This is a genomic window from Belliella baltica DSM 15883 (genome assembly GCF_000265405.1).
Taxonomy (GTDB): domain Bacteria; phylum Bacteroidota; class Bacteroidia; order Cytophagales; family Cyclobacteriaceae; genus Belliella; species Belliella baltica.
The window spans coordinates 2,817,486-2,839,230 of record NC_018010.1 but is presented as its reverse complement, the minus strand read 5'-3'; the positions used below and the strand labels follow the sequence as shown (position 1 = coordinate 2,839,230).

Here is a 21,745-nt window from a genome sequence, read left to right as displayed (position 1 = left end):
AAAATTAGAAGATTTACCCTGCAAATAATAATGAGTAGAATAAAATATTACTACGATCCAAAAACCTGTAAATACGAAAGATATCAAAGAAGCAAATGGGACACCATGCTTAACGCCCTCGGTTTCCTTTCTGCAGCGTCGATTCTTGCGGTTGGAATTTTGATTGTTTTTAACCTCTATTTTGATAGTCCAAAAGAACTTATCCTCAAAAATGAGAATAAAGAATTGAAACTCTATTATGAATTAATGGAGGAAGAAGTCAATGTGATGAGCCAAATGCTTGCAGATCTTCAGCAAAGAGATGACAACTTATACCGCGTAATTTTTGAAACAGAGCCCATTCCTTCTGAGATTAGAAAAGCAGGTATTGGAGGGTCAGACAGATTTAAGGAAATTAAAGAAAAAGGACTAAAACAAGAGCAATTGATAATTTCTCTAAAAAGCAAAGTTGAAGATTTGAAAAGACAACTTTATGTTCAAAATGTTAGCTATGATGATATTTCAGAAATGGCATTGAACAAAGAAGAATACTGGGCTTCAATTCCTGCCATCCAACCAATAAGTAATGAAGAGTTGAATAGACTTGCCTCAGGCTATGGAAATAGACTTCATCCAATCTTAAAAGTTAGAAAAATGCATACAGGCGTTGATTTTTCTGCTCCCAAAGGTACTCCAATCTATGCTACAGGAGATGGGGTAGTAAAAAGTGTAAAAACTGTTTTTGGTGGATACGGAAAGCACATAGAAATTGATCATGGATTTGGCTTTGTGACTAGATATGCGCACATGAATGAATTTAAAGTGAGAAGAGGCCAAAAAGTAAAAAGAGGTGATTTGATCGGAACAGTTGGAAATACGGGTTCTTCTACAGCTCCACATGTTCATTATGAAATATTAAAGGACGATAGATATGTCAATCCTGTTCATTATTTCTTCAAAGATCTCGATCCAAGTGAATATGATAAAATATTGGAGTTCGCCTCTAAAGAAAATCAATCTTTGTCTTAATTTTAATTGAAATTGAATAAAATAGGGATGCCAAAAGCATCCCTATTTTATTTATATTCTAGCCTGATAAGTGTAAAGCTGGAAGTACCTCCCCTCCTTTTGAATTAACTCATCGTGCTTGCCTTGTTCAGCAATTCTTCCTTGCTCGATAACAAGAATCTGGTCTGCTTGTCTAATAGTACTGAGTCTATGTGCAATCACAAAGGTTGTCCTTCCTTCCATCAATTCTTTTAAACTTGCTTGAATCAATGACTCACTTTCCGTATCTAAATTTGAGGTAGCCTCATCCAAAACAAGAATCTTAGGATCTGCTAAAATTGCTCTTGCGATGGCAATTCTTTGTCTTTGTCCTCCTGAAAGTTTTACTCCTCGTTCACCAATCAAAGTATCAATTCCGTCTTCAAATCTATCCGTGAATTCATTCACATGTGCCGCCTTTATAGCCTGTTTGAGCTGGTCTTCACTTGCATTTGGTCTTGGGAAAAGTATATTTTCTTTAATAGTACCCTCAAATAAAAAATCATCTTGAAGAACAACTCCAAGTTGCGATCTATAACTATCCAGGGTTATTTTTTGTAGATCAACATCATCAATGGTGATAATTCCAGACTCTGGATTCAAAAATGATGCTGCTAAACCTGCTATGGTTGTTTTTCCAGAGCCTGAAGTCCCAACTAAAGCTGTCACAGAGCCTGCTGGTGCCTCGAAAGAGATGTGATGCAAGACATCTTTACCTTCTTCATAAGCAAAAGAGACATCTTTAAAACTGATATTCCCTTTCATTTTTGGAATGGCAATAGTCCGATCTCCTGTGGTATTTTCTAGAGGTGAATTCATGATTTCTTCAGTTCTATCCAAACCAGCAAAGGCCTCTGTAAACTGACTTCCAATATTACTCATTTGAACAATCGGAGCAATCATAAAACCTAGGTAAAGTGTAAAAGCTAAGAAATCACCAAAAGTCATCTGTCCATCCATAATCATATATCCTCCAATTCCCATGATCCCAGCAGAAGCAAGACCAAGTAAAAAAGTCGCAGATGAAGTAACCACACTTGTAGCAGTCAAACTTGCTTTGACATTCAAAAATAATCTTTCTACACCTGCTTCAAAACTTTTGATTTCTTGTTCTTCAGCATTGAAGCCTTTGATTACTCGAATTCCTCCAAGTGTTTCGGTGAGTCTTCCTGTAACTTCAGCGTTGATTTTTCCACGCTCTCTAAAAATCGGTCTGATTTTCCCGAAAGCCTTCAAGGAAATCAATCCAAATATTAAGACAGGAACCAATACATAAAGCGTCATCAAAGGGCTGATATAAATCAAAAGAACTAATGAAATTATTGCAGTCAAAACTCCTCCAATCATCTGAGCAAATCCTGTCCCCACTAGATTTCGAACACCTTCTACGTCAGTCATAATTCTAGACACTAGCTCTCCGGTTTTTGTATTATCAAAAAATCTAATTGGAAGTTGGATAATATGTCGCTGAACTTGAGCTCGTAATTTAGAAATCAAATGCTGTGCTTCTACACTTAATATTTGAGTCAATGCGTAAGATGTGACAGCTTGAATTGTAATTGCGATGGTTACTCCCAATACAAGCCATTTTAATGTGTCAAGATTATTGGAAGGAATGACATCATCAATCAGGATTTTACTTGCTCCAGGCAAGACCAAACCCGAAAGTCTACTAATGATGATCAAGAAAAGTCCAAGAAAAAGTTGTTTTCTTCTTGGCCAAATGATGGTTTTAAAAACATGGGCCATAGTGACCTTGTTTTCCCCGCGCTTTGATTTCGACATGTTTTTTTTAAAGGAGATAAGTTGATTATTTATTAAATTAAAGGTTGATAGACGATATTATTCCTTGAGATTAGTAAAGTAAGCACTATAGAATATATCATCACATCAACCAAAATGAGATGTTTTTTCAATTGATGGCCAAGATTCATTTTTAAGGTAAGCAAACATATTTATAGCGTTATAATAAATTTCTCTCAGCTATTAACTTTTCTTCATTTGTCTTAAGTCTCAAATCAGAAAACTAGCGTCTAACGTCTAGCCCAAACAATAAAAGTCTAAAAATTAGTTCTTTTTTAAAATAAAGGAAATAATTGAAGTTCCATTTCCTAGATATTCCTTTAACTTTGAACAATTAATAACAATCTATAAAACCTATACACAATGAAATTCTTTATTGACACTGCAAACCTTGATGAAATCAGAGAAGCTTATGATCTTGGAGTCTTAGATGGAGTTACGACCAACCCCTCTTTAATGGCCAAAGAAGGAATAAGCGGAGACGCGAATGTGAGAGCACATTATAAAGCAATCTGCGATATCGTAGATGATAAAGTAAGTGCTGAAGTGATTTCAACAGATTTTGAAGGAATGATCAAAGAAGGCAAAGAATTGGCGAAAATCGATGATAAAATTGTCGTAAAAATCCCGATGATCAAAGACGGAGTAAAAGCAATCAAATATTTTCATTCTGAAGGTATTAGAACGAACTGTACTTTGGTATTCTCGGCAGGTCAGGCAATTCTTGCTGCAAAAGCTGGTGCATCCTATTTATCGCCATTTATTGGAAGATTAGACGATATTTCCTATGATGGCTTAGAATTGATCGAACAAATCGTTCATATCTATCAAACTTATGGATTTGCTACGGAAGTTTTGGCCGCTTCTGTGAGACACACCATGCATTTGATTAAATGTGCCGAACTAGGTGCTGACGTGGTTACTTGTCCATTGAAAGTAATTACTGGATTGTTGAAGCATCCATTAACTGACTCTGGTCTTGCTACTTTCCTTGCAGACCATGCCAAAGCTGCAGGAAAATAATATATCCTCCCACGGATTCGTTCTATTTTAAAAAATCGATTGTTTTCTGTAAACAATCACGTTTAAATTGAAGTAATCCGTGGGTAATTTTATCATTATCAAAAAAATGGATTTCATGTACATCATCAAAGTAAAAGGCAAAGCTAAAATTCCAGATTACATTCAGATCAGAGATGAAAACTTTGTTTTAGTAGCTTATTTTAGAGCCGATAGACCAATGAAAAATGTAGAGAAATTCGGCTTAGATGGTAAAGAAGAAGCGCTAGAAGCCTTGATCAAAGAACTACCATTTGGGAAACTTCAAAAACTGGAATTGTAATATGGATTTCAATAGTGACCCTATTATCAAAGTACAAGATGCTGGAATTTTTCAGGGATTAGATGCTATTTTGCATGATGTCAACTTTAGTATCGAGAAAAAAGAATTTGTTTTTTTGATTGGAAGAACGGGTAGCGGAAAAAGTTCGCTGTTGAAAACACTTTATGCTGATCTTCCTTTGCGTATGGGTGAAGCAGAAATTGTAGGATTCAACCTCAATAAAATAAAAAATAAAGAAGTCCCTTTTCTCAGAAGGAAGTTGGGGATTGTTTTTCAGGATTTTCAGTTGTTCCCTGACAGGACTGTAGCCGAAAATATTTTTTTTGTCATGAAAGCTACAGGTTGGAAAGACAAAACAAAAATGAAAAACAGAATGGCTGAAGTCCTAATGCTAGTTAATTTGGGTGATGCAGCCACAAAAATGCCACATCAACTTTCCGGTGGTGAGCAACAAAGAGTAGTGATAGCAAGAGCATTGATCAATGACCCAGCAATATTACTTGCTGACGAACCTACGGGTAATCTTGATCCGGATGTAGCTGATGGCGTTTTTAAACTCTTTCAAGAAATCAACCAACAGGGAACAGCAATATTAATGGCAACTCACAACCATGATTTATTAAGAAAATATCCATACAGAGTCCTCAAATGTGAAAAAGGTTTGCTCCTAGATAGCAAAACGTCTGACATTTCAATCAACACCTCTTATTGAGGTGTTTTTTTTTATTCAAAAGTTAGAATTTTAATATAAAAACTTGCGTTGAAACAATAGAATAGTAAATTTGGTTGATATTCTATAAGAACAAGATTTTATGAAGCTATTAAGAATTAAATCAGGATTATTATTAAGTCTCTTAATATTCCTTACTGTATTTTCTTCTTGCAAAGAAGAAGAAGAAATGACACCTGCTGTTGACGATAAGCCAACTGCAGAAGAGACTGCAAACATCCGAATAAATAATTGGATAAAAGATGTGATGGATGAAGTATATTTCTGGTTGGAAGACATGAAAACCCCAATAGTGAATACTTCTGATCCAACAAGTTACTTTGAGTCATTTTTGTTTAAACCCACAGATAGATTCTCTGCTATCTACCCCAATTACCAAGAATTGATAAGCGGACTCTCTGGAGTTTCTACTGAATCTGGTTATGAAATAACTTTACTGAGAGAAAGTAACGAAAATGAAAATGTAGTCGCTCTAATTACATATGTCAAAAAAGCTAGTCCAGCTGCCAATGAAAACCTGAAAAGAGGGGATCTAATTAGTCAAATTAATGGTACTACCATGACCTTGGCAAATTATCAAAGTGTTTTACGCCAAAGATCTAGCCAACATTCAGTTACATTTAGAAGAGCCAATGACGATGGTGCTTTTGGAGCTCCTCAAACAGTTTCATTGAATTCCATTGAAATTGAAGAAAATCCTAATTTCTTAGATACAGTTTATACCATTGAAAACCAGAAAATAGGGTATGTCGTTTACCACTTTTTTGCTCCAGGAGTGGTCAATTCTGCCACCAACCAGATAGACAACAGATATGACGCTCAAATGGACGAAATTTTCGCAAAGTTTAAGGCTGAAAATATTAATCAACTTATAATTGATTTTAGATACAATGGAGGGGGCTATGTTTCAAGTGCTGTAAACTTAGCGAGTTTGATCGTGCCGAATTATACTCCTGAGAAAGTTTTTTCCAAAACTAAATACAATAGTTTCTTATCTGGCTTTTCAAATTTCCAAAATATTCAAACAAAGTTTAGAGATAAATCCCAAAACATTGGAAATCAACTTGGTGATGGGAAAATATATGTTTTGACGAGCTCAAGAACAGCATCAGCTAGTGAATTAATAATCAATGGTCTAAAACCATATTTAGACGTAGTCGTAATTGGTGCAAAAACTACAGGTAAAAATGTCGGTTCTGTTGCGCTGGAAGATGAAGACAATCCAAACAATTCCTATGGACTTCTCCCAATTGTCTCCAAAAGTTTCAACAGCTTAGATCAGTCAGATTATGGAACAGGATTTATTCCTAACGAGGAAGTGATAGAATTCGAATTTTTCCCTTGGAGAGAGTTCGGAGATACAAGAGATCCGCTACTTAGTGCTGCGATAAGAAGAATTACAGGCTCTTCTACATCTGCCGGTAGATTACAAAGAGAACAGAGAATTATGGTTGGTTCTTCATTAGATGCAAAAATCAGAAATGGGATTTTGCTAGAAGACAATTCAAATTTCAAAAAATATCTAGAAAATTAAGCTAAAACTTCAAGCTTTTTCTCTCTTAATACTCAAACCCGATATTGGAAACGATATCGGGTTTTGTTTTTAATTAATAGCTTAAAATCGTATTATCGTTTACCAAAACGTTACACGCATGAACTACACTATAAGAAATTGCGAAGAAAATGACCTTAAAGATCTTGTGTTGCTATGTGCAGCCCATGCCGAATATGAAAAAGGTGAATTTGATCCATCAGGAAAAGTAGAAGCCCTTCGCTCAGGGATTTTTGATCTTCCCAAAAGATTGAATTGTTGGGTGGTAGAAGTAGATGGAAAAATTGAGGGTTTCAGCACATATACTTTTGATTATTCTACATGGGATGCAGCATCATTTCTATATATGGACTGTCTTTTTCTCAATGAAAAGATTCGAGGAAAGGGCGTTGGGACAGCAATAATGAAACGAATACAAGCTGTTGCTAAGGAAGATAACTGTGTGAATATCCAATGGCAAACTCCTGAATTCAACGCTTTGGCTATCAAATTTTATGTCGGTCTAGGAAGTGTTGGTAAACAAAAAATGAGATTCTTTATGAAGCCTTGATACTTTTATAAATGTCAATTAACACTTGTCTGAGATTTTCTTCAGCGATTGCTTTGAAGTTTTTATTTTCAAAATCTAAATCAGGCAAACTTCCAACTTGATCAAAACCATCTTGAAGACCTTCGTTACCAGAAGTTATCAAGATGGTTTTCTTTTGATGTTTTTTAGCCAATTGAAGTAATTCATAAGTTCCCTTACCTCTAGCTGATTGATGATCATAGCGACCCTCGCCGGTGATAATTAAATCAGCCTTGCGAATACGATTTTCCAGATTCACTTGCTCGAAAAAATATTTAGAGCCCATTTTGATATCAACAGGAAAGAAATGAGATAAGCCATAGGCTATTCCTCCCGCAGCTCCAAACCCTGCTTGATCTGCTATTTCTTTTTTGGTTTTTTTAAACAATAATTCAAAAAATCTTGCACAATCCTTGATAAAATCTGATTGTGATGCTTGATCGAGCCCTTTTTGGGAACCAAAAAGAGGTATAGCGCCCTTGGATCCAAAAAAAGTGTTGTCCACGTCACAAAGGACTGTGAACCGTAAATCTATTTTTTTGATTGGAATCTGAATGTGAGAAATATTTTGAAGCAAATTCTCTGAGAACATGCTCAACTCTCTTCCTTTGTCATCTAAAAAAAGATAGCCTAAAGCTCTTAAAATTCCAATTCCCAGATCAATACTAGCACTTCCTCCGAGTCCCAGCACAACATGTTTAAATCCAAGAGAAATTGCATCTTGAATCAATTCACCTGTTCCATAAGAATTTGCTATTTGAGGATTGATTTCATAAAATTTCAAATTTTTCAATCCTGAAACAGTAGAAATATCCAAATAGGCGGTTTGCTCTTCTTCCTTCAAAAAATAATACCCTAAACAAGGTCTTCCAAGAGCATCCAAAGCATATTTTTCGACTCGTTTCAATCCCAAAGCTTTCCCTAACAAAAAACAAGTCCCATCACCTCCGTCAGCAATGGGACAAATATCAAGTTCTAATTCCTGATTACATGATAATAAAGTGCTTCCGATTATTGAAGCTGCATCATCGGCATCAATGCTTCCTTTAAAGGCATTTGGAGCAACCAAGATCTTCATTCGATTTTATCAATATTTATTTTCAGCTTTCATTCTTTTGAAGTAATCAATGGTAGCAGTCTTTACCTTTGGTGCGAGATAAATAGTCGAAATCATAGTAGGAATAGCCATAACCGCATACATTCCATCTATGAAACTTACCACTACTTCCAAAGAAGCTACAGCGCCAGCCACTATAGTAAGTAAGTAGAAATAATTATAATAATTCGCCTTTTTTGGGCCAAAAAGATAAATAAAGCACTTATGACCATAGTAAGAATAAGTAAACATCGTCGAGAGAGCAAAAACCAAAACGGCCAACATCAATAGATATTTCCCCAAACCTGGAAGTGCCATTTCAAAAGCTGACAAAGTTAATCTTACACCATCATTTTCCGTAGTTTCCCAAACGCCAGTTAATAAAATTACCAAGGCAGTTAAAGTACATACTATAATTGTATCTATAAAGGGCCCTAACATGGCAATCAATCCTTCTCTTACAGGCTCATTGTTCTTTGATGCTCCATGAACCATCGGGGCAGTTCCGATTCCAGCTTCATTTGAGAATGCTGCTCGTCTCGCTCCAATTATAATTACAGCTCCAACAGCCCCACCCATGACAGAATCTCCTGTAAAGGCATCCATTACGATCAATTTCAGCATTTCAGGTACATCACCGATATACTGAATCATGATGATGATAACCGTAATAAAATACAGCGCTACCATAAATGGAACAAGCTTGGAAGCAACCAATGCAATTCTCTTGATACCACCCAAAATAACAATGGCCACAATCAACATCATAGAAATCCCTAAAATCCACTTTATTGTTTCTCCTGAATCTAATACAGTACCAAATAAAGAATTGAAAGTCTCTGTAAATGAAGAAATATATCCTAAAATCTGAGTATTATCATTTATCATTACTGATCTGAATACTGCAGTTAATTGATTTGCTTGAAAAATTGAAAGAAGTCCTAAAACACCCGCAACAGAAAATAAAATAGACAAAGGCTTCCATTTTTTCCCCATCCCCTCTTCAATTACATACATGGGACCACCCTGAACTTCTCCATTGGTATCTTTTCCTCTAAACATAATAGCTAGTGTACAGGAAAAATACTTGGTCGCCATGCCAACAAAAGCAGACATCCACATCCAAAATATCGCTCCTGGACCTCCCATATTGATTGCAATCGCTACTCCAGAGATATTTCCTAAACCAACTGTTGCAGCTATTGCCGCAGAAAGTGCTTGAGTAGAACTAATCTGTCCTGGCATTTTTTCATCATCAAACTTCCCTCTAACCAACCTGATGGCATGACCTAAATGTTTGAAAGGTAAAAATCCTGAATAAAGAAATAACAACAAACCACCCCCCATTAATAATACGAGCATAGGAGTATCCCAAATCCAATTACTAAAGTTTACAATAAATTGTCCCATTTTTTAAATATCAATTAAGAAGCATATTAAGTGCATTTTTTTGATTAAACAAAAGGTAATGTGTTTTGCGCAGTTTTAAAATGATGAAAAATGAATTAAAAGTAAAAATATCAATCGGTTGAAATTTCCATTTATCATTTCGAATTTCCATTTTTCTAAAAAACTCGATTATTTACCAGATCAGATAATTTTTTAATAAATTGAAAATTCATTAGATCATATGTTAACTTTAAATTTCCCAAAATAACTACTATGGAAAAGGATGATAATTCATTAAATAATAATTCAAGACGAAGTTTCATTAAGGCCTCAGCCACTGCTCTTGCTGGATTTTATTTTGTACCTCGTCATGTACTAGGTGGCCCTGGGTTTGTGGCACCTTCAGATAGACTCAGAGTGGCTGGGATTGGTGTTGGAGGAATGGGCTACAATGATGTAAAGGGCATTTTTAATAGTGGGAAAGTTGATATTATTTCTCTTTGTGATGTAGATGATACCCGAGCCAAGCGAAGCCGGGAAGATCACCCAAAGGCCACATACTACCGTGATTATCGTGAAATGCTCGAAAAGGAGCATAAAAATATAGATGCACTAATCATTTCTACTCCTGACCATATGCACGCTGTGCAGGCGATGGCAGCCATGCAATTGGGAAAACATGTGTATGTACAAAAGCCTCTTTCTCACGATATTTATGAAGCTAGAAAACTAACAGAAGCTGCGGAAAAGTATAAAGTTGTGACGCAAATGGGAAACCAAGGATCTTCTGGAGATGGAGTTCGGAAAATGATGGAGTGGTATAATGCAGGTTTGATTGGAGAGGCAACTCGCGTCTATTGCTGGACTGACCGCCCTGTATGGCCACAAGGAATTCCTTGGTCTAAAGACACAGCAAATCCTCCGGCTGATTTAGATTGGGACTTGTGGTTGGGAACAGCTCCACAAAAAGATTATGTAGCCAACTTGATTCCATTCAATTGGAGAGGTTGGTGGGATTATGGCACTGGAGCCTTAGGCGATATGGCTTGTCATATTATGGAAGCACCATTTAGAGTTCTAGGATTGAGCTATCCTGAGTCAGCAGAGTGTAGTGTTGGTTCGGTATATGTGGGAGAATTCCAAAGAGGATATTTCCCAGATAGCTGTCCTCCATCTTCACACATCACACTTAAGTTCAAAAGAGAAGGTAAAGATGATCTGCCTTTCCATTGGATGGATGGTGGGATCCAACCTGCAAGACCTGAAGAACTCGGACCAAATGAAATGATGGGTGATGGTGGCAATGGCGTAATTATCGAAGGCACCAAAGGCAAGATGATGTGTAGCACTTATGGTAGAAATCCACAATTGTTACCGCTCACTAAGACAAAAGATATTTCAGTAGCAGAAACACTTTATAGAGTTCCAAATGGAGACGGCGGTCATTATAACAATTGGGTTGAGGCTTGTATTGGAGGTTATGGAAGTCAAGAGTTTGATCAATTAAGCTCTCCATTCTCCATTGCAGGACCACTGACAGAGTCAGTTTTGATGGGAAATTTAGCCATTAGAAGTTATGACTACAGAACACCAAAAGAAAATGGCAATGGCTTTGATTATCCGGGAAGAGGAATCAAATTGGTTTGGGACGGGCCAAATATGAAAGTAACCAACTTCGATCCTGCCAATCAATTTGTAAAAAGAGAATACAGAGAAGGTTGGAAATTAGGGGTTTAAAAACCTAAATTTAGATAAAAAGGAGATTTGATCAGAGTCAAATCTCCTTTTTATTCATCAAATCCCAATCCAGCTGCATTTAGCATTTGAACATAAGCAACTTTCCTCTTGGCTGCCAGATCATTGAGAATCAACCTCCCATCTAATACACTAACTTCACGCGCATTGATCAAGAATAAAGAACTTTCTCCAATATTAAATCTTGTCTGCTCTCCTTCTAATAATCGCTCTAGACCAAGGATATTTGCATTATAGACTGCTAGTTGCTGCTGAAGTGTTTGAAACTTATTAATCTCTGCCTCAAGCTTTGTTCTAAGTTGGAGAAATTTCAAATCCCGATCATTTTGCTTAAAATCAATTTTTGCTTTGGTCAAGCCTAGTCCACCTCTTTCTTTTCTTAAAAGAAGAGGAGTTTGAATTGTAAATCCCCATTTGTAATTATTTTCAAAAAATGGAGACTCATTAAATTGCCCTACCGTCTCCGTCAGAAAATTATAATTTACCTTCACAACTGGTTTGAGCTGCTCAGCTTTCCATCTTCTTTCTACTTCCAAGGAAGCTAGCTCATAATCCGTTAACCTCAACAATGGATGTTCTGCAATCAAACTTCTGAGTGTTGCTTGATCATAATCGAGTGTAATATCATCGAGAACATTTTGAGGAAAAGTAGTCATCGCTATGTTCATAGGATTATCATCTTCATCCCAAAGAAATGTTTCTAAATTTTGAGCTGCCTTAAAGTAATCAATTTGGGCAGATTGAAATCTATACATCCTATTCATCACTTGAGTATAGGCTTCAATAGTATCAATTGCTGGTAAATCTCCTTGAATAAAACTTGTTTTGACAGCTTCGAATCTAACCTCTGCTAACTCGACGCTTTCTTCCAAAATCTTCATGTTTTGGTAAGTAGAGGACCAAAACCAATAAGCCTCTGAAGCATCTACATAAAGATCATTGAGAATTTGCTGTCTTTCTGTTTGTGTGACATTTAAATATATCTCAGCTTGCCTTAAGGCCGCTCTTCTTTTATCAATAAACAAACCCTGACCGAGATTGACCGATGCTCCGGCAGCAATCAGTCCATTGTTGGGTACAGTTCGCTCTGGATTGAGGTAAGTTCCAGAGTTTTGTTCAAATACACCTTTTAATTCGACACCTGCCATAGTGGGAATCACTATTCCCCCCTCTCTCTTGTCATAATATTCAGTATCGCTAAACTGTTTATTGTCATAATTACCATAAAGTAAAGGATCAAACCCACCTCTAGCAATTCTCATTTCTTGTTCTCCAAACTGTTTATTAATATCAGCTTGTTTGGCTATAGGATGATAATACTTCACCCAATCTAGAAACTGCTCGTAGCGTAAAACCTCCTGACCTAGAGTAGGTAAAGCAATTAAAAACCCAAAGCAAACCAGAATCAAATACTTCATTATAATTTATCTTTATTTGCTTTTTTTTCTTTTCTAGTGTAATAATCCGCAGGGAACCCATTGAGTTGTCGCCATATTTCATACCATATAGGAACGTCATTTAATAAGGCAATACCATCTGCTCCTGATCCTATCTTCAAAGCATAGGGCCAAGGATCTTCCTCAGGGTCTTCTACTACTATTACTCGATATTTGTTATTTTCTCCAGCAAAATTATCTATAGCTTTTACTTTTCCTCCAAATGTACCATTGGAGAATTGTGGCCATCCTGAGAAAACAATAGCAGGCCAACCATCGAAAATAAAGCGAACTTTATTCCCTGGTCTCAATAGAGGTAAATCAACAGGCTCCACATACATTTCTACCGCCAATTGTGCATCAGCAGGCAAAATACTAATGATTTCAGCACCTTCTTTGATCGTCTCTCCTATTCCGACTTGAATTGCTTTAGTGATGTAACCATCTTGTGGAGCTAAAATATGCCTGTAGCCAGTTCTAAATTCATAATTCGTAAACTGATTTTTCAATTTTGTAGCAGTCGCTTCAGCATCATACTGTGCTGATAAAGCAGAATATTTTTCAGATTCAGCTTTCGCCATTCTATCTCTAAAATCATTGTCAATCGCATTCAATTCTATTCGTGCTGCAAGTAATTCATTTTGAGAACTAAGCAAGTTGTTCTCAGCTGCAATCAATCCTGCTTGTACTTCTTGAAATCTTAATTTTCTGGTTTCAAAATCTGTCAAAGATCTCAATCCATCTTGATATAACTTCTCCGCTCGATCCAATTGCTGTTGACCTACTTGAAAGTTGACCTTAGACTGTTCGAAACGGATGCTATCTGATTGGACTTTCAATTCGGCCATTCTGAGCCTATTGGTAGCTTGTTCTTTTCTCAGTGTATTGTTTGACTTTAGGGCATCCACTTGAATTTCTTGAGCGAGAACTTTTTGCTCATAAGACTTTGCAGATAGTACCTTTGCATCTACTTGAAGCTTGGTTCTCTCCAAGAGCTGTGGATCAAAATACTCGTCTTTAACTTCAGATATAAGTAATATTGTATCCCCTTTAGTAACATAATCACCTTCAGAAACATACCATTTTTCAATTCTACCAGCCAAAACAGAATGAACTGTCTGCGGTCTTTGATCAGGTCTAAGAGCAGTTACGTAGCCATTAGACCTTACGTTTTGGGTCCAGGGAAGAAAGATAAAAAGAACCATTCCCAGTAGAAACCAAAGTAGGACTCTGATTCTTTGTTTGCTTTCATCGGTAGGCTTTGTCATTGAAAAACTCTTGAAGCCGTCGAAAGAAACACCTTTCTCAATATTATTTTTTGAAATATTTAACATTGCTCCTTAAGATTAAAGATTTTTATATTCAAAATATGCTTCACTAGGACCATCAAAGGCTACTTTACCATTACTCAATTCTATGATTCGTGGTGCTTTTTTCAAAAGCGAAATATCGTCTGAAACCATCACTGTAGTCCAAGGACCCTCAAGAATATATTTCGCTACTCTCTCCTTGACGGTATTATCAAAGTAACTAAACAAATCTTCTAAAATGAGTGCTTTTGGGTTGCCTGCAAGACACCTTGCCATGATAATTTTACTAATTATTTTTTTACTCAAACCTTTGCCTTCAGGCATCAATCCAGTATCAATATCATCTTTGAGTGCATAGATATACTCTTTCAGACCTACTAGTTCTATGATATCTCTGATCTGTTGAATAGCTACTTCTTTTCCCAAAGTAATATTTTCATAGATCGTACCATGAAAAATCGATTGATGTGTCAAGCTATCTCCAATAAAACTTCTAAACTTATCCAAATTCATCGTTTCAATTGGAAGACCATTTACTAAGATTTTCCCTTTGTAATCAGAATATAGTCCTGCCAACAAATACATCAAAGTACTTTTTCCACTGCCACTTGTACCAGTTAATATTACTTTATCGCCCGTCTTCAAGTCAAGTGATACATTATCCAATATGTTGAATTGGGTGTCTCTGGATTGATAGGTTACATTTTTTACTTTGAATTCCAATCCTTTGAATTCTTCTGTGAGAGACTTGTCCGTCCCTTCTTGCCTTTCTACAGGCAAGTCCAAAATTTGACCAATTTTTTCAGTAGCAGTCAATGTATCATATACAGTCTCCAATGTTAAAATGAGCTTTTCAACAGAATTGACAACTAATACGATAATAATTTCTGCAGCCACAAATTGTCCAATACTGATTTCGTTATTGATCAGTAATAAACTACCCGCAACAAGCAATGAACAAACAATTAAGACCTTAAAAGCAATTAGAATTTTATATTGAAAAATTAAAATTGCGAAATGTTTATTTCTAAAATCAACATAAGATTCTAACAATTTATCAACCCGCATGAAAGGAAGTTTGGAAGTGCCAGCTAATTTGAAAGTGGCCATTGTCCTTCCTATTTCTTCTAACCAATATGCTACCTTATATTTAGAAGTAGATTCATCCAAAGATGTCTCCATTCCTTTAGGACTCGTGAAATAGAAGATTAAAATTAACAAAGAGATCAAAATGAATCCAAAAATGATAAAAAATGGATGATAAAAAGCTAGCAAAACCAAGCCAAAGAACACTTGAATTGATGCTGCGGAGAAATCAATCAGGATTTTTGCCATGCCTTTCTGAAGATTTATCGCATCAAAAAACCTATTCACTAAATCAGGCGTGTGCTTATCTTGGAGTGAATCTAATTTTAATCTTGGCAATCTATATGCAAATCCAAAACCTGCTTTGGTGAAAATTCTCTGCTGAAGCTTCTCAGTCAGATACAGCTGACTGATCTGTAAAAAGCCTCCAAAAGAAATCCCAGCCCCAACTACGACTACAAGTAGGATCCACGAAGTACTTATACGACCACCTAAGATAAAATTTAATATAGCTTGAATACCCAAAGGCAAACTCAATGAAACTAGTCCATTTAAGATTGTATAAAAATAAATGGCATACACCTCTTTACGTTCTTCATTGAGAAATCTAGCGAATCTCCTTATAGGAGTAAGTGCTAAGTCAATTTTCATTTTCTATTGCTTTAAAGACCAGTTGTTGAAAAAAATCCACCCTTTTGTTATCCAAAGGATGAATTTCGGTAAGACTTGGAATATGCTCCGAATAATAAGATTGTAATAAACTTGATTCCATAATGGTAGAAACAAGTGTTTTAGGGTATTCGTAATTTGGATTTATTTCTAAAATAATTTCAGCTATCCTTTCACCAAATCTATTGTAAAGATTAAAAAAGCCATTTTTATAATCTTCATCAACCTCCTTAGTAAGATAGGCTTTAGTGGATTCATCAACCAAAACCCTTTTTAAGCAAATGGGATCTATATAATTATTTACTTTGTAAATAGGTCCTTGAACCAATATTTTGATTGCTAACATCAGACGTTCTTTTGGATCTTTTACATTGAGGGAACTTAAAACTAAATTCTGCTCTAAAAAACCCCAATACCAAAGCGTAAGGAATAACATCAATTTATGTTTATTCTCAAAATACCGATAAACTGCCGTCTCTGTACAACCAATTTTGAGTGAAAGTTTTTTGAAAGTAAAATGCTCCAATCCAAGCTCCGGTATCAAGTGAAGACTATAATTGACAATCTCCTTCCCTAAATCAGAACTAAATGGATCTTTCAAATAGATATTTTCATTGATATCTACCCGCAAGTTTTTAAGGATTTTTTCCATAATTTATTCTAAAAACATAACCTTAACGAACTCAAAAATAAAAAAGTTTAGAATTATAGCTTTTTTGTTTGTATTACAAACAAAAAAATATGAAGGGAAAATATCCTTAAAGTTAAGATTAGATTAATAATGTAGAAATGTCGTATTACGACAATTTAAGAGCTGTGGGGCTGCTTAGCTTTATTTATTGAAAAACTTAACTACACCAAAAAATGAAAAAAATATTACTCTTGACATTGATTAGTTTACTGATCTTTTCATCAGGAAACCAAAATCATGCAGTAGCTCAGAATGCTTCTGCATCGATTTACGGAATCGTCAGAAATGCATCTGGCGAAACATTGCCAGGTGCCAATGTGATTTTGAAAAATGAATCCACTGGTTTCTCTACTGGAGCGGTAACCAACCTTGAAGGAAGGTTCCAAATCAATCAAGTACCACTTGGTGGACCTTACACTATAGGAGCTTCATTCGTGGGTGAAGGCAATGTAGTCAAACAAGGATACATGCTCAATCTAGGAGATCAAGTCAAAGTAGATTTTGATCTTCGGGATGGGGACAATCAGCTAGAAACAATCACAGTAACTGCCGCTGATTATGCTCCAAACAGAGTATCCCCAATAGGTGGAGCAACAAGGTTAGGACTAAACGAAATCAAAAACCTTCCTACAAGCGGAAGAAGCTTTCAAGACTTGGCAAATTTGGCTCCGACTACCGCACCTGCAGGATCTTTAGCAATTGGTGGTACAAGAGAAAGCTCTACTTCCATCACCCTTGATGGTGGTAACCAAAGGTTTATGATGAATGGCGGATTGATTTCCCAATATACTGTTTCTATGGAAGCTATTCGCGAATACGAAATCACTACCAATGAATATAGCGTAAGAGAAGGTCGTCAAGGTGGCGGCGCTATCAATGTGGTAACAAAATCAGGTACCAATGAACTAACAGGGTCTGCATTTTTCTATAATAGAAACCAAGCACTCACCGCAAGCGAAGATTATATTGGAAGACCCATCAATGATTTTAATATCAATCAATATGGTTTTTCCCTTGGTGGCCCGATCATCAAGGATAAACTGCACTTCTTTACTGCACTTGACTTTGAAGACAGAAGTGAACCGATTGCCATTATTGATGTAAGAGATGCTCAGACTGAAAGACTGGAACAAATTACTCAGCAAAACCTCGATAGATTTATCAATATCCTTGAAGAGCAATATGGTCTAGATCCAAATAGACAACAAACAGGCTTATTCAACAGAAAACCGACAAACAGAACGATCTTTGCAAAGCTTGACTGGCAGATCAACAAAATCCACAAGTTAACTTTCAGAAACAACATCTTCTGGGGAGGAAATGAGTTCGTCGTTGGTGGTGATCAAACTACGCTTGCAGATTCAAGGGGAGATTTGGAAATTTTTGGATTAAATAGCCAATTGGCACTTCGTTCTACTTTTTCCCCAAAATTGACAAATGAACTAAAGGTTCAATATCTCAGAGCCCAAAGGGATTTTGTAGCAAGATCCTTTGCTCCTAGAGGTTTTGTTGGAATTGAGTCTTTTCAAGAAGATGGAACCAGGCTCTTTAGACAATTTCAATTTGGAGGCAATAGAATTGCACCAGAAGAGCAAGGAGAAAAGCAAATTCAACTGGTGAACACAACGTATTTACAAACTGGAAAAGTTTTCTGGACATTTGGTACAGATAATCTAATCACATTTACCAATACTCTTAATACCAACGAACAAGGTGGTTTGTTCCAATTTGGTAGTTTGGATGATTTGGAAGCAAGGACACCATTTCAATATAGCAGATTAGTGCCAAATAATCCTGATGGTAGATATACGCCAAAACTTCAACAAACTGCACTGGAACTTTCAGCATTTGCACAAGCAGAATTGAATTTTACCAATAAGCTTAGTGGCTCTTTGGGAGTTAGATGGGATGCTACAGTTTTCATGACTACCCCAGAATACAATCCTTTGATAGAAGCTGAGCTGGGAAGACGGACTGATGTAGTTGCCAAAGATTACAATAATTTCCAACCTAGATTGGCTTTTACTTATGACTTCAATGAAGATCAGAAAAATGTCTTGAAATTGGGCTTTGGTGGATATTCTGCAAGCATTGTCCATTGGGCTCAATTGAGTAATATTTTGCAAACAGGGACCCAGTTAACCGATTTGCTTCTAACTGGAGCTGCTGTTCCAACACCTAATTTTCCAAGCTACATTCAAGACCCTTCATCCGTACCGGGTGTACCGGCTGGTGGCCAAGGCAGATCTCCATACATCAATTTGATTGGAGAAAATTTCGAGGCTCCTTACACTTGGAAAGGGAATGTAGCATACAGAAGATTCCTTACCAATGAGTTTTACTTTGGAGCTAATGCATATTTTGCAAGAACTGTAAATAACTACAGATATCAAGATTTGAATTTGAGAAATGAGTTTGCATTTAGACTTCAAAATGAAGGAAACAGAGGTGTTTATGCAGACCCAAGTCAGATTACAAATGTAAATTTGACATCTCCTGGAGTAGTAGTGTACCCTATCAATCCTTCGGTGGTAAATGCAAATCCAAATTTGGGTAGAGTCTTGGAATTGAATGGTGATTCAGATATTTGGCAAAGAGGAATCATATTTGAATCTGGATACATTTTCCCTAAAGGAGGTTCGATCACTGGTTCATTTACAATAAACCGAACAGAAGACAACAATTCATACAACTGCTGTATTGCAAGAACATCTGTGACTACAGCAATCTTTGACGACCCAAGAGACCTTCAAAACAACAGAGGTGGAGCAAATACTGATTTTAGGCACAAAATAGTATTGTTTGGATCTTCACCAACATTTAAAAACATGACTATCTCAGCAAGATATGTTGGTCAGTCTGGAACACCTTGGTCTCCATTGGTTTTTGGTGATATAGTCGGAGACGGTGCCGGTCTATTGATCAACGCAAACAAAAGAGCCTTTATCTTCAACCCTGAAACAATCAGGAATACGCCAAACATAACACCATTCGAGACATTGATAGCAGATGGAATGGATGTCGTATTGAGCAATCCTGACAATATTGCTCGGGAATTATTGATAGACAATCTGGGTGAAGTAGCTCCGAGAAACGAAATTTACAATCCATTTTGGCACAATGTCGATGTTCGATTCACTTATAGACTTGACAATAATGTAATCCCTGGACTTGGCAAAAGCAATGTTGAATTCATTGCAGAGGTATTCAACTTCACCAATTTGTTGAACAGTGATTGGGGTGGTGCTTCTACAGTACCAGGTAGCAATCAAATCTTACTTCAGTCACTTGGTTTGGATCCAATAGCTACCGGACAAGGTAGGCCACAGTACGCTTATAGAGTCAACCCAACCTTTGGTGAAACAGTAAAAGCAAATGCACCATACCAAGTTCAGTTGGGTTTGAGATATACATTCTAATTTCTTCTGCTTTATAATTCTAAAAAGACCTGCGAAAACTCACAGGTCTTTTTTTAAAATTAAATAAAATCACATCTGGGTAACTTTGAAGTAATATTTGAATCCTAAATTCGGGAATTCACCCAAGTTTATGCCAGAGAAATTAAAATTACATCTAATTGTCGATTCTATTAAAGAGTGTGGAAACGAAATCAACCTCATTCATCTCAATCCTGATAAGGAAATCAGTGAAGGCCTAGCTTATGTACAAGAAGGAATAGCGAAAATATATGGAATCAATGAAAAAGGACTAAAAATAAACACGGATCTTGTATTTCAAGGGGAGATATTTCTGGTACAAAATGGAAATTACCAATCACGGGACAATTTCTACCTTGAAGGACTTAAGTATTCCAAGATATTTTTTCTCCCATTAGACCATCTTTCATCAATCCAAAAAGAATTTCTTCCCGAAATACAAATGAAATTTTACAATGAAAGGCTCAAAAGGATACACCAACAAAAAGTAAGAAACTATGATTTGGAGCTGCATGAGCGGGTATTTTACTTACTTTTTGACTTTTGTTTGATTTTTGGAAAAGCTTCTGATGCATATTATTCAATGCCCAATTTTTTTACCCATGATGAGTTGTCAAACATATTGAGAAATTGTAGGCAAAACATCACAGCTTGCCTAAATGAGCTCAAGCGTGATGGAATCATTCAATACAATAGAAAAGAAATAAAGATTGAAAAAACTATCTTTGAAGAAAAGAAAGTGAAATACCTAAGTGGTCTCAAGAAAACAAAGAAATAGTACAATGCTAAAAAGAATACTTCCAATCATCATGGCCATAGCGATAGTTTTGGCTGTTTTTTATATGCTTGGCCCCAAAGCCTCAGTTCAAAACTTGGCTGGAAAATACCCAGAGATCCCGACAACACCTGTTGATTTGGAAAACTATGTATTCCAAAAAGAAGACACTGTCAAAGGTCTCAAACCAGGAAATGAAGCAAAAATTATTTGGGCAGACCCTTTGAACAAAGAAAAGACTCCTTACAGCATTGTGTACATCCATGGTTTTGGAGCAAGTGAAATGGAAGGCAATCCTGTGAATCGCAAATTAGCTGAGTATTTTGGAGCAAATTTATTCTTGGCGCGTCTTCCTGAACATGGTATTGATAGAGTTGATGCTATGAAACACTTGAATGCACCAAAGCTGATGAATGGTGCAAGAGAAGCATATATGATTGGGAAAAGCCTTGGTGATAGTGTGATTGTTGTTGGAACATCGATGGGTGGAGCTTTGTCTATAAATCTAGCATCAGAAAGATCGGATATGAAAGCATTGGTACTTTACTCCCCAGCTGTCGGAGTGAATGGTGATATGCTTGAACAATTTTTCCAACCTTGGAGGAAATTTATCTTTGAAAACTTCATGCTAGAAAATGGTACACGAACAATGAAAAGAGAGGGCGAAAAGGCAAAATATTGGTCAGAACAATATCATGTCAATAGTTACGAAAGTTTAGCAGTTCTGATCAAAAGCACAATGAATGATTCTACTTTTCAAAAAATTACTCAACCGCTATTTTTAGGTTATTTTTATAAAAATGAAAAAGAACAAGATTTTGTGGTATCTGTACCTAAAATGCTTGATATGTATGAAAAAGTAAGTACACCAGCAGATCAAAAATATAAAAATCCATTCCCTGAATCTGGAGATCACGTCATTGCATCAGATATCACCTCCAAAGACTGGAAAGGTGTGTTGAAAAGTACCATTGAATTTTTAGAGAAATTACCTTTACTTAATAAAACAGATTCTTTATCTGATAATGAAATACTTCCATAAAAAGCACTGATTGAATTCCAATAAAGTTAACCGCTATA

Annotated in this window: 17 protein-coding genes; 10 read left to right on the top strand and 7 right to left on the bottom strand. The window is 36.2% G+C overall.

Annotated features, from left to right (window positions below; genetic code table 11):
* The first annotated feature begins 30 nt into the window (after positions 1-30).
* A complete protein-coding gene (locus BELBA_RS12900; RefSeq protein ID WP_014773132.1) occupies positions 31-1,008 on the top strand; it encodes a M23 family metallopeptidase in 978 nt (325 codons plus the stop codon).
* Between the two features lie 51 nt (positions 1,009-1,059).
* On the opposite strand, the gene BELBA_RS12895 is transcribed toward BELBA_RS12900, so the two are convergent.
* A complete protein-coding gene (locus tag BELBA_RS12895; protein WP_014773131.1) occupies positions 1,060-2,811 on the bottom strand; it encodes an ABC transporter ATP-binding protein in 1,752 nt (583 codons plus the stop codon).
* 381 nt (positions 2,812-3,192) lie between these two features.
* On the opposite strand from BELBA_RS12895, the gene fsa reads away from it, so the two are divergent.
* The 5 genes from fsa to BELBA_RS12870 all read left to right on the top strand — a co-directional run bounded on the left by fsa (position 3,193) and on the right by BELBA_RS12870 (position 7,003).
* The gene (fsa, locus tag BELBA_RS12890) at positions 3,193-3,852 is read left to right on the top strand and encodes a fructose-6-phosphate aldolase (RefSeq protein WP_014773130.1); all 660 of its coding nucleotides are present in this window, start codon (positions 3,193-3,195) and stop codon (positions 3,850-3,852) included.
* A 115-nt stretch (positions 3,853-3,967) separates the two neighbouring features.
* Positions 3,968-4,171, top strand: coding sequence for a hypothetical protein (locus BELBA_RS12885; RefSeq protein WP_041779669.1), 204 nt, complete (start codon positions 3,968-3,970; stop codon positions 4,169-4,171).
* Position 4,172: 1 nt separating this feature from the next.
* Entirely contained in the window at positions 4,173-4,883 is a 711-nt protein-coding gene (locus tag BELBA_RS12880; protein WP_014773128.1) for a cell division ATP-binding protein FtsE, read from the top strand.
* A 100-nt stretch (positions 4,884-4,983) separates the two neighbouring features.
* A complete protein-coding gene (locus BELBA_RS12875) occupies positions 4,984-6,435 on the top strand; it encodes a S41 family peptidase (protein ID WP_014773127.1) in 1,452 nt (483 codons plus the stop codon).
* 118 nt (positions 6,436-6,553) lie between these two features.
* The gene (locus BELBA_RS12870; RefSeq protein ID WP_014773126.1) at positions 6,554-7,003 is read left to right on the top strand and encodes a GNAT family N-acetyltransferase; all 450 of its coding nucleotides are present in this window, start codon (positions 6,554-6,556) and stop codon (positions 7,001-7,003) included.
* Here the strand turns inward: BELBA_RS12870 and BELBA_RS12865 are convergent.
* Together BELBA_RS12865 and BELBA_RS12860 are read right to left on the bottom strand one after the other, a co-directional pair.
* Positions 6,990-8,099 (bottom strand): glycerate kinase family protein, encoded by a 1,110-nt coding sequence (locus BELBA_RS12865; protein ID WP_014773125.1) that lies wholly within the window; start codon positions 8,097-8,099, stop codon positions 6,990-6,992. The genes BELBA_RS12870 and BELBA_RS12865 overlap by 14 nt on opposite strands.
* A gap of 9 nt (positions 8,100-8,108) precedes the next feature.
* Positions 8,109-9,527 carry an alanine/glycine:cation symporter family protein gene (locus BELBA_RS12860; RefSeq protein ID WP_014773124.1) on the bottom strand — a complete coding sequence of 473 codons (1,419 nt, stop codon included), beginning with the start codon at positions 9,525-9,527 and terminating at the stop codon, positions 8,109-8,111.
* Between the two features lie 252 nt (positions 9,528-9,779).
* Here BELBA_RS12860 and BELBA_RS12855 point away from each other — a divergent pair, with 252 nt between their 5' ends.
* Complete coding sequence (locus tag BELBA_RS12855; RefSeq protein ID WP_014773123.1) at positions 9,780-11,243, top strand: Gfo/Idh/MocA family protein; 1,464 nt, start codon at positions 9,780-9,782, stop codon at positions 11,241-11,243.
* A 50-nt stretch (positions 11,244-11,293) separates the two neighbouring features.
* On the opposite strand, the gene BELBA_RS12850 is transcribed toward BELBA_RS12855, so the two are convergent.
* Genes BELBA_RS12850 through BELBA_RS12835 form a run of 4 tightly spaced genes read right to left on the bottom strand, consistent with a single transcriptional unit; the run spans position 11,294 to position 16,414 of the window.
* Complete coding sequence (locus BELBA_RS12850) at positions 11,294-12,679, bottom strand: TolC family protein (protein WP_014773122.1); 1,386 nt, start codon at positions 12,677-12,679, stop codon at positions 11,294-11,296.
* Positions 12,679-14,031: an HlyD family secretion protein gene (locus tag BELBA_RS12845; RefSeq protein WP_014773121.1), complete on the bottom strand. Its 1,353-nt coding sequence runs from the start codon at positions 14,029-14,031 to the stop codon at positions 12,679-12,681. The genes BELBA_RS12850 and BELBA_RS12845 overlap by 1 nt, the downstream gene beginning before the upstream one ends.
* Positions 14,032-14,043: 12 nt before the next feature.
* Positions 14,044-15,744 carry a peptidase domain-containing ABC transporter gene (locus BELBA_RS12840; RefSeq protein ID WP_014773120.1) on the bottom strand — a complete coding sequence of 567 codons (1,701 nt, stop codon included), beginning with the start codon at positions 15,742-15,744 and terminating at the stop codon, positions 14,044-14,046.
* Positions 15,734-16,414, bottom strand: a complete 681-nt coding sequence (locus tag BELBA_RS12835) for a TetR/AcrR family transcriptional regulator (protein WP_014773119.1) — start codon at positions 16,412-16,414, stop codon at positions 15,734-15,736. The genes BELBA_RS12840 and BELBA_RS12835 overlap by 11 nt, the downstream gene beginning before the upstream one ends.
* A gap of 212 nt (positions 16,415-16,626) precedes the next feature.
* Here BELBA_RS12835 and BELBA_RS12830 point away from each other — a divergent pair, with 212 nt between their 5' ends.
* The 3 genes from BELBA_RS12830 to BELBA_RS12820 all read left to right on the top strand — a co-directional run bounded on the left by BELBA_RS12830 (position 16,627) and on the right by BELBA_RS12820 (position 21,707).
* On the top strand, positions 16,627-19,872 hold the full coding sequence (locus BELBA_RS12830; protein ID WP_014773118.1) for a TonB-dependent receptor: 3,246 nt from the start codon (positions 16,627-16,629) through the stop codon (positions 19,870-19,872).
* A gap of 130 nt (positions 19,873-20,002) precedes the next feature.
* Positions 20,003-20,668: a Crp/Fnr family transcriptional regulator gene (locus tag BELBA_RS12825; RefSeq protein WP_041779364.1), complete on the top strand. Its 666-nt coding sequence runs from the start codon at positions 20,003-20,005 to the stop codon at positions 20,666-20,668.
* A 4-nt stretch (positions 20,669-20,672) separates the two neighbouring features.
* The gene (locus BELBA_RS12820) at positions 20,673-21,707 is read left to right on the top strand and encodes an alpha/beta hydrolase (RefSeq protein WP_014773116.1); all 1,035 of its coding nucleotides are present in this window, start codon (positions 20,673-20,675) and stop codon (positions 21,705-21,707) included.
* Positions 21,708-21,745 lie beyond the last annotated feature (38 nt).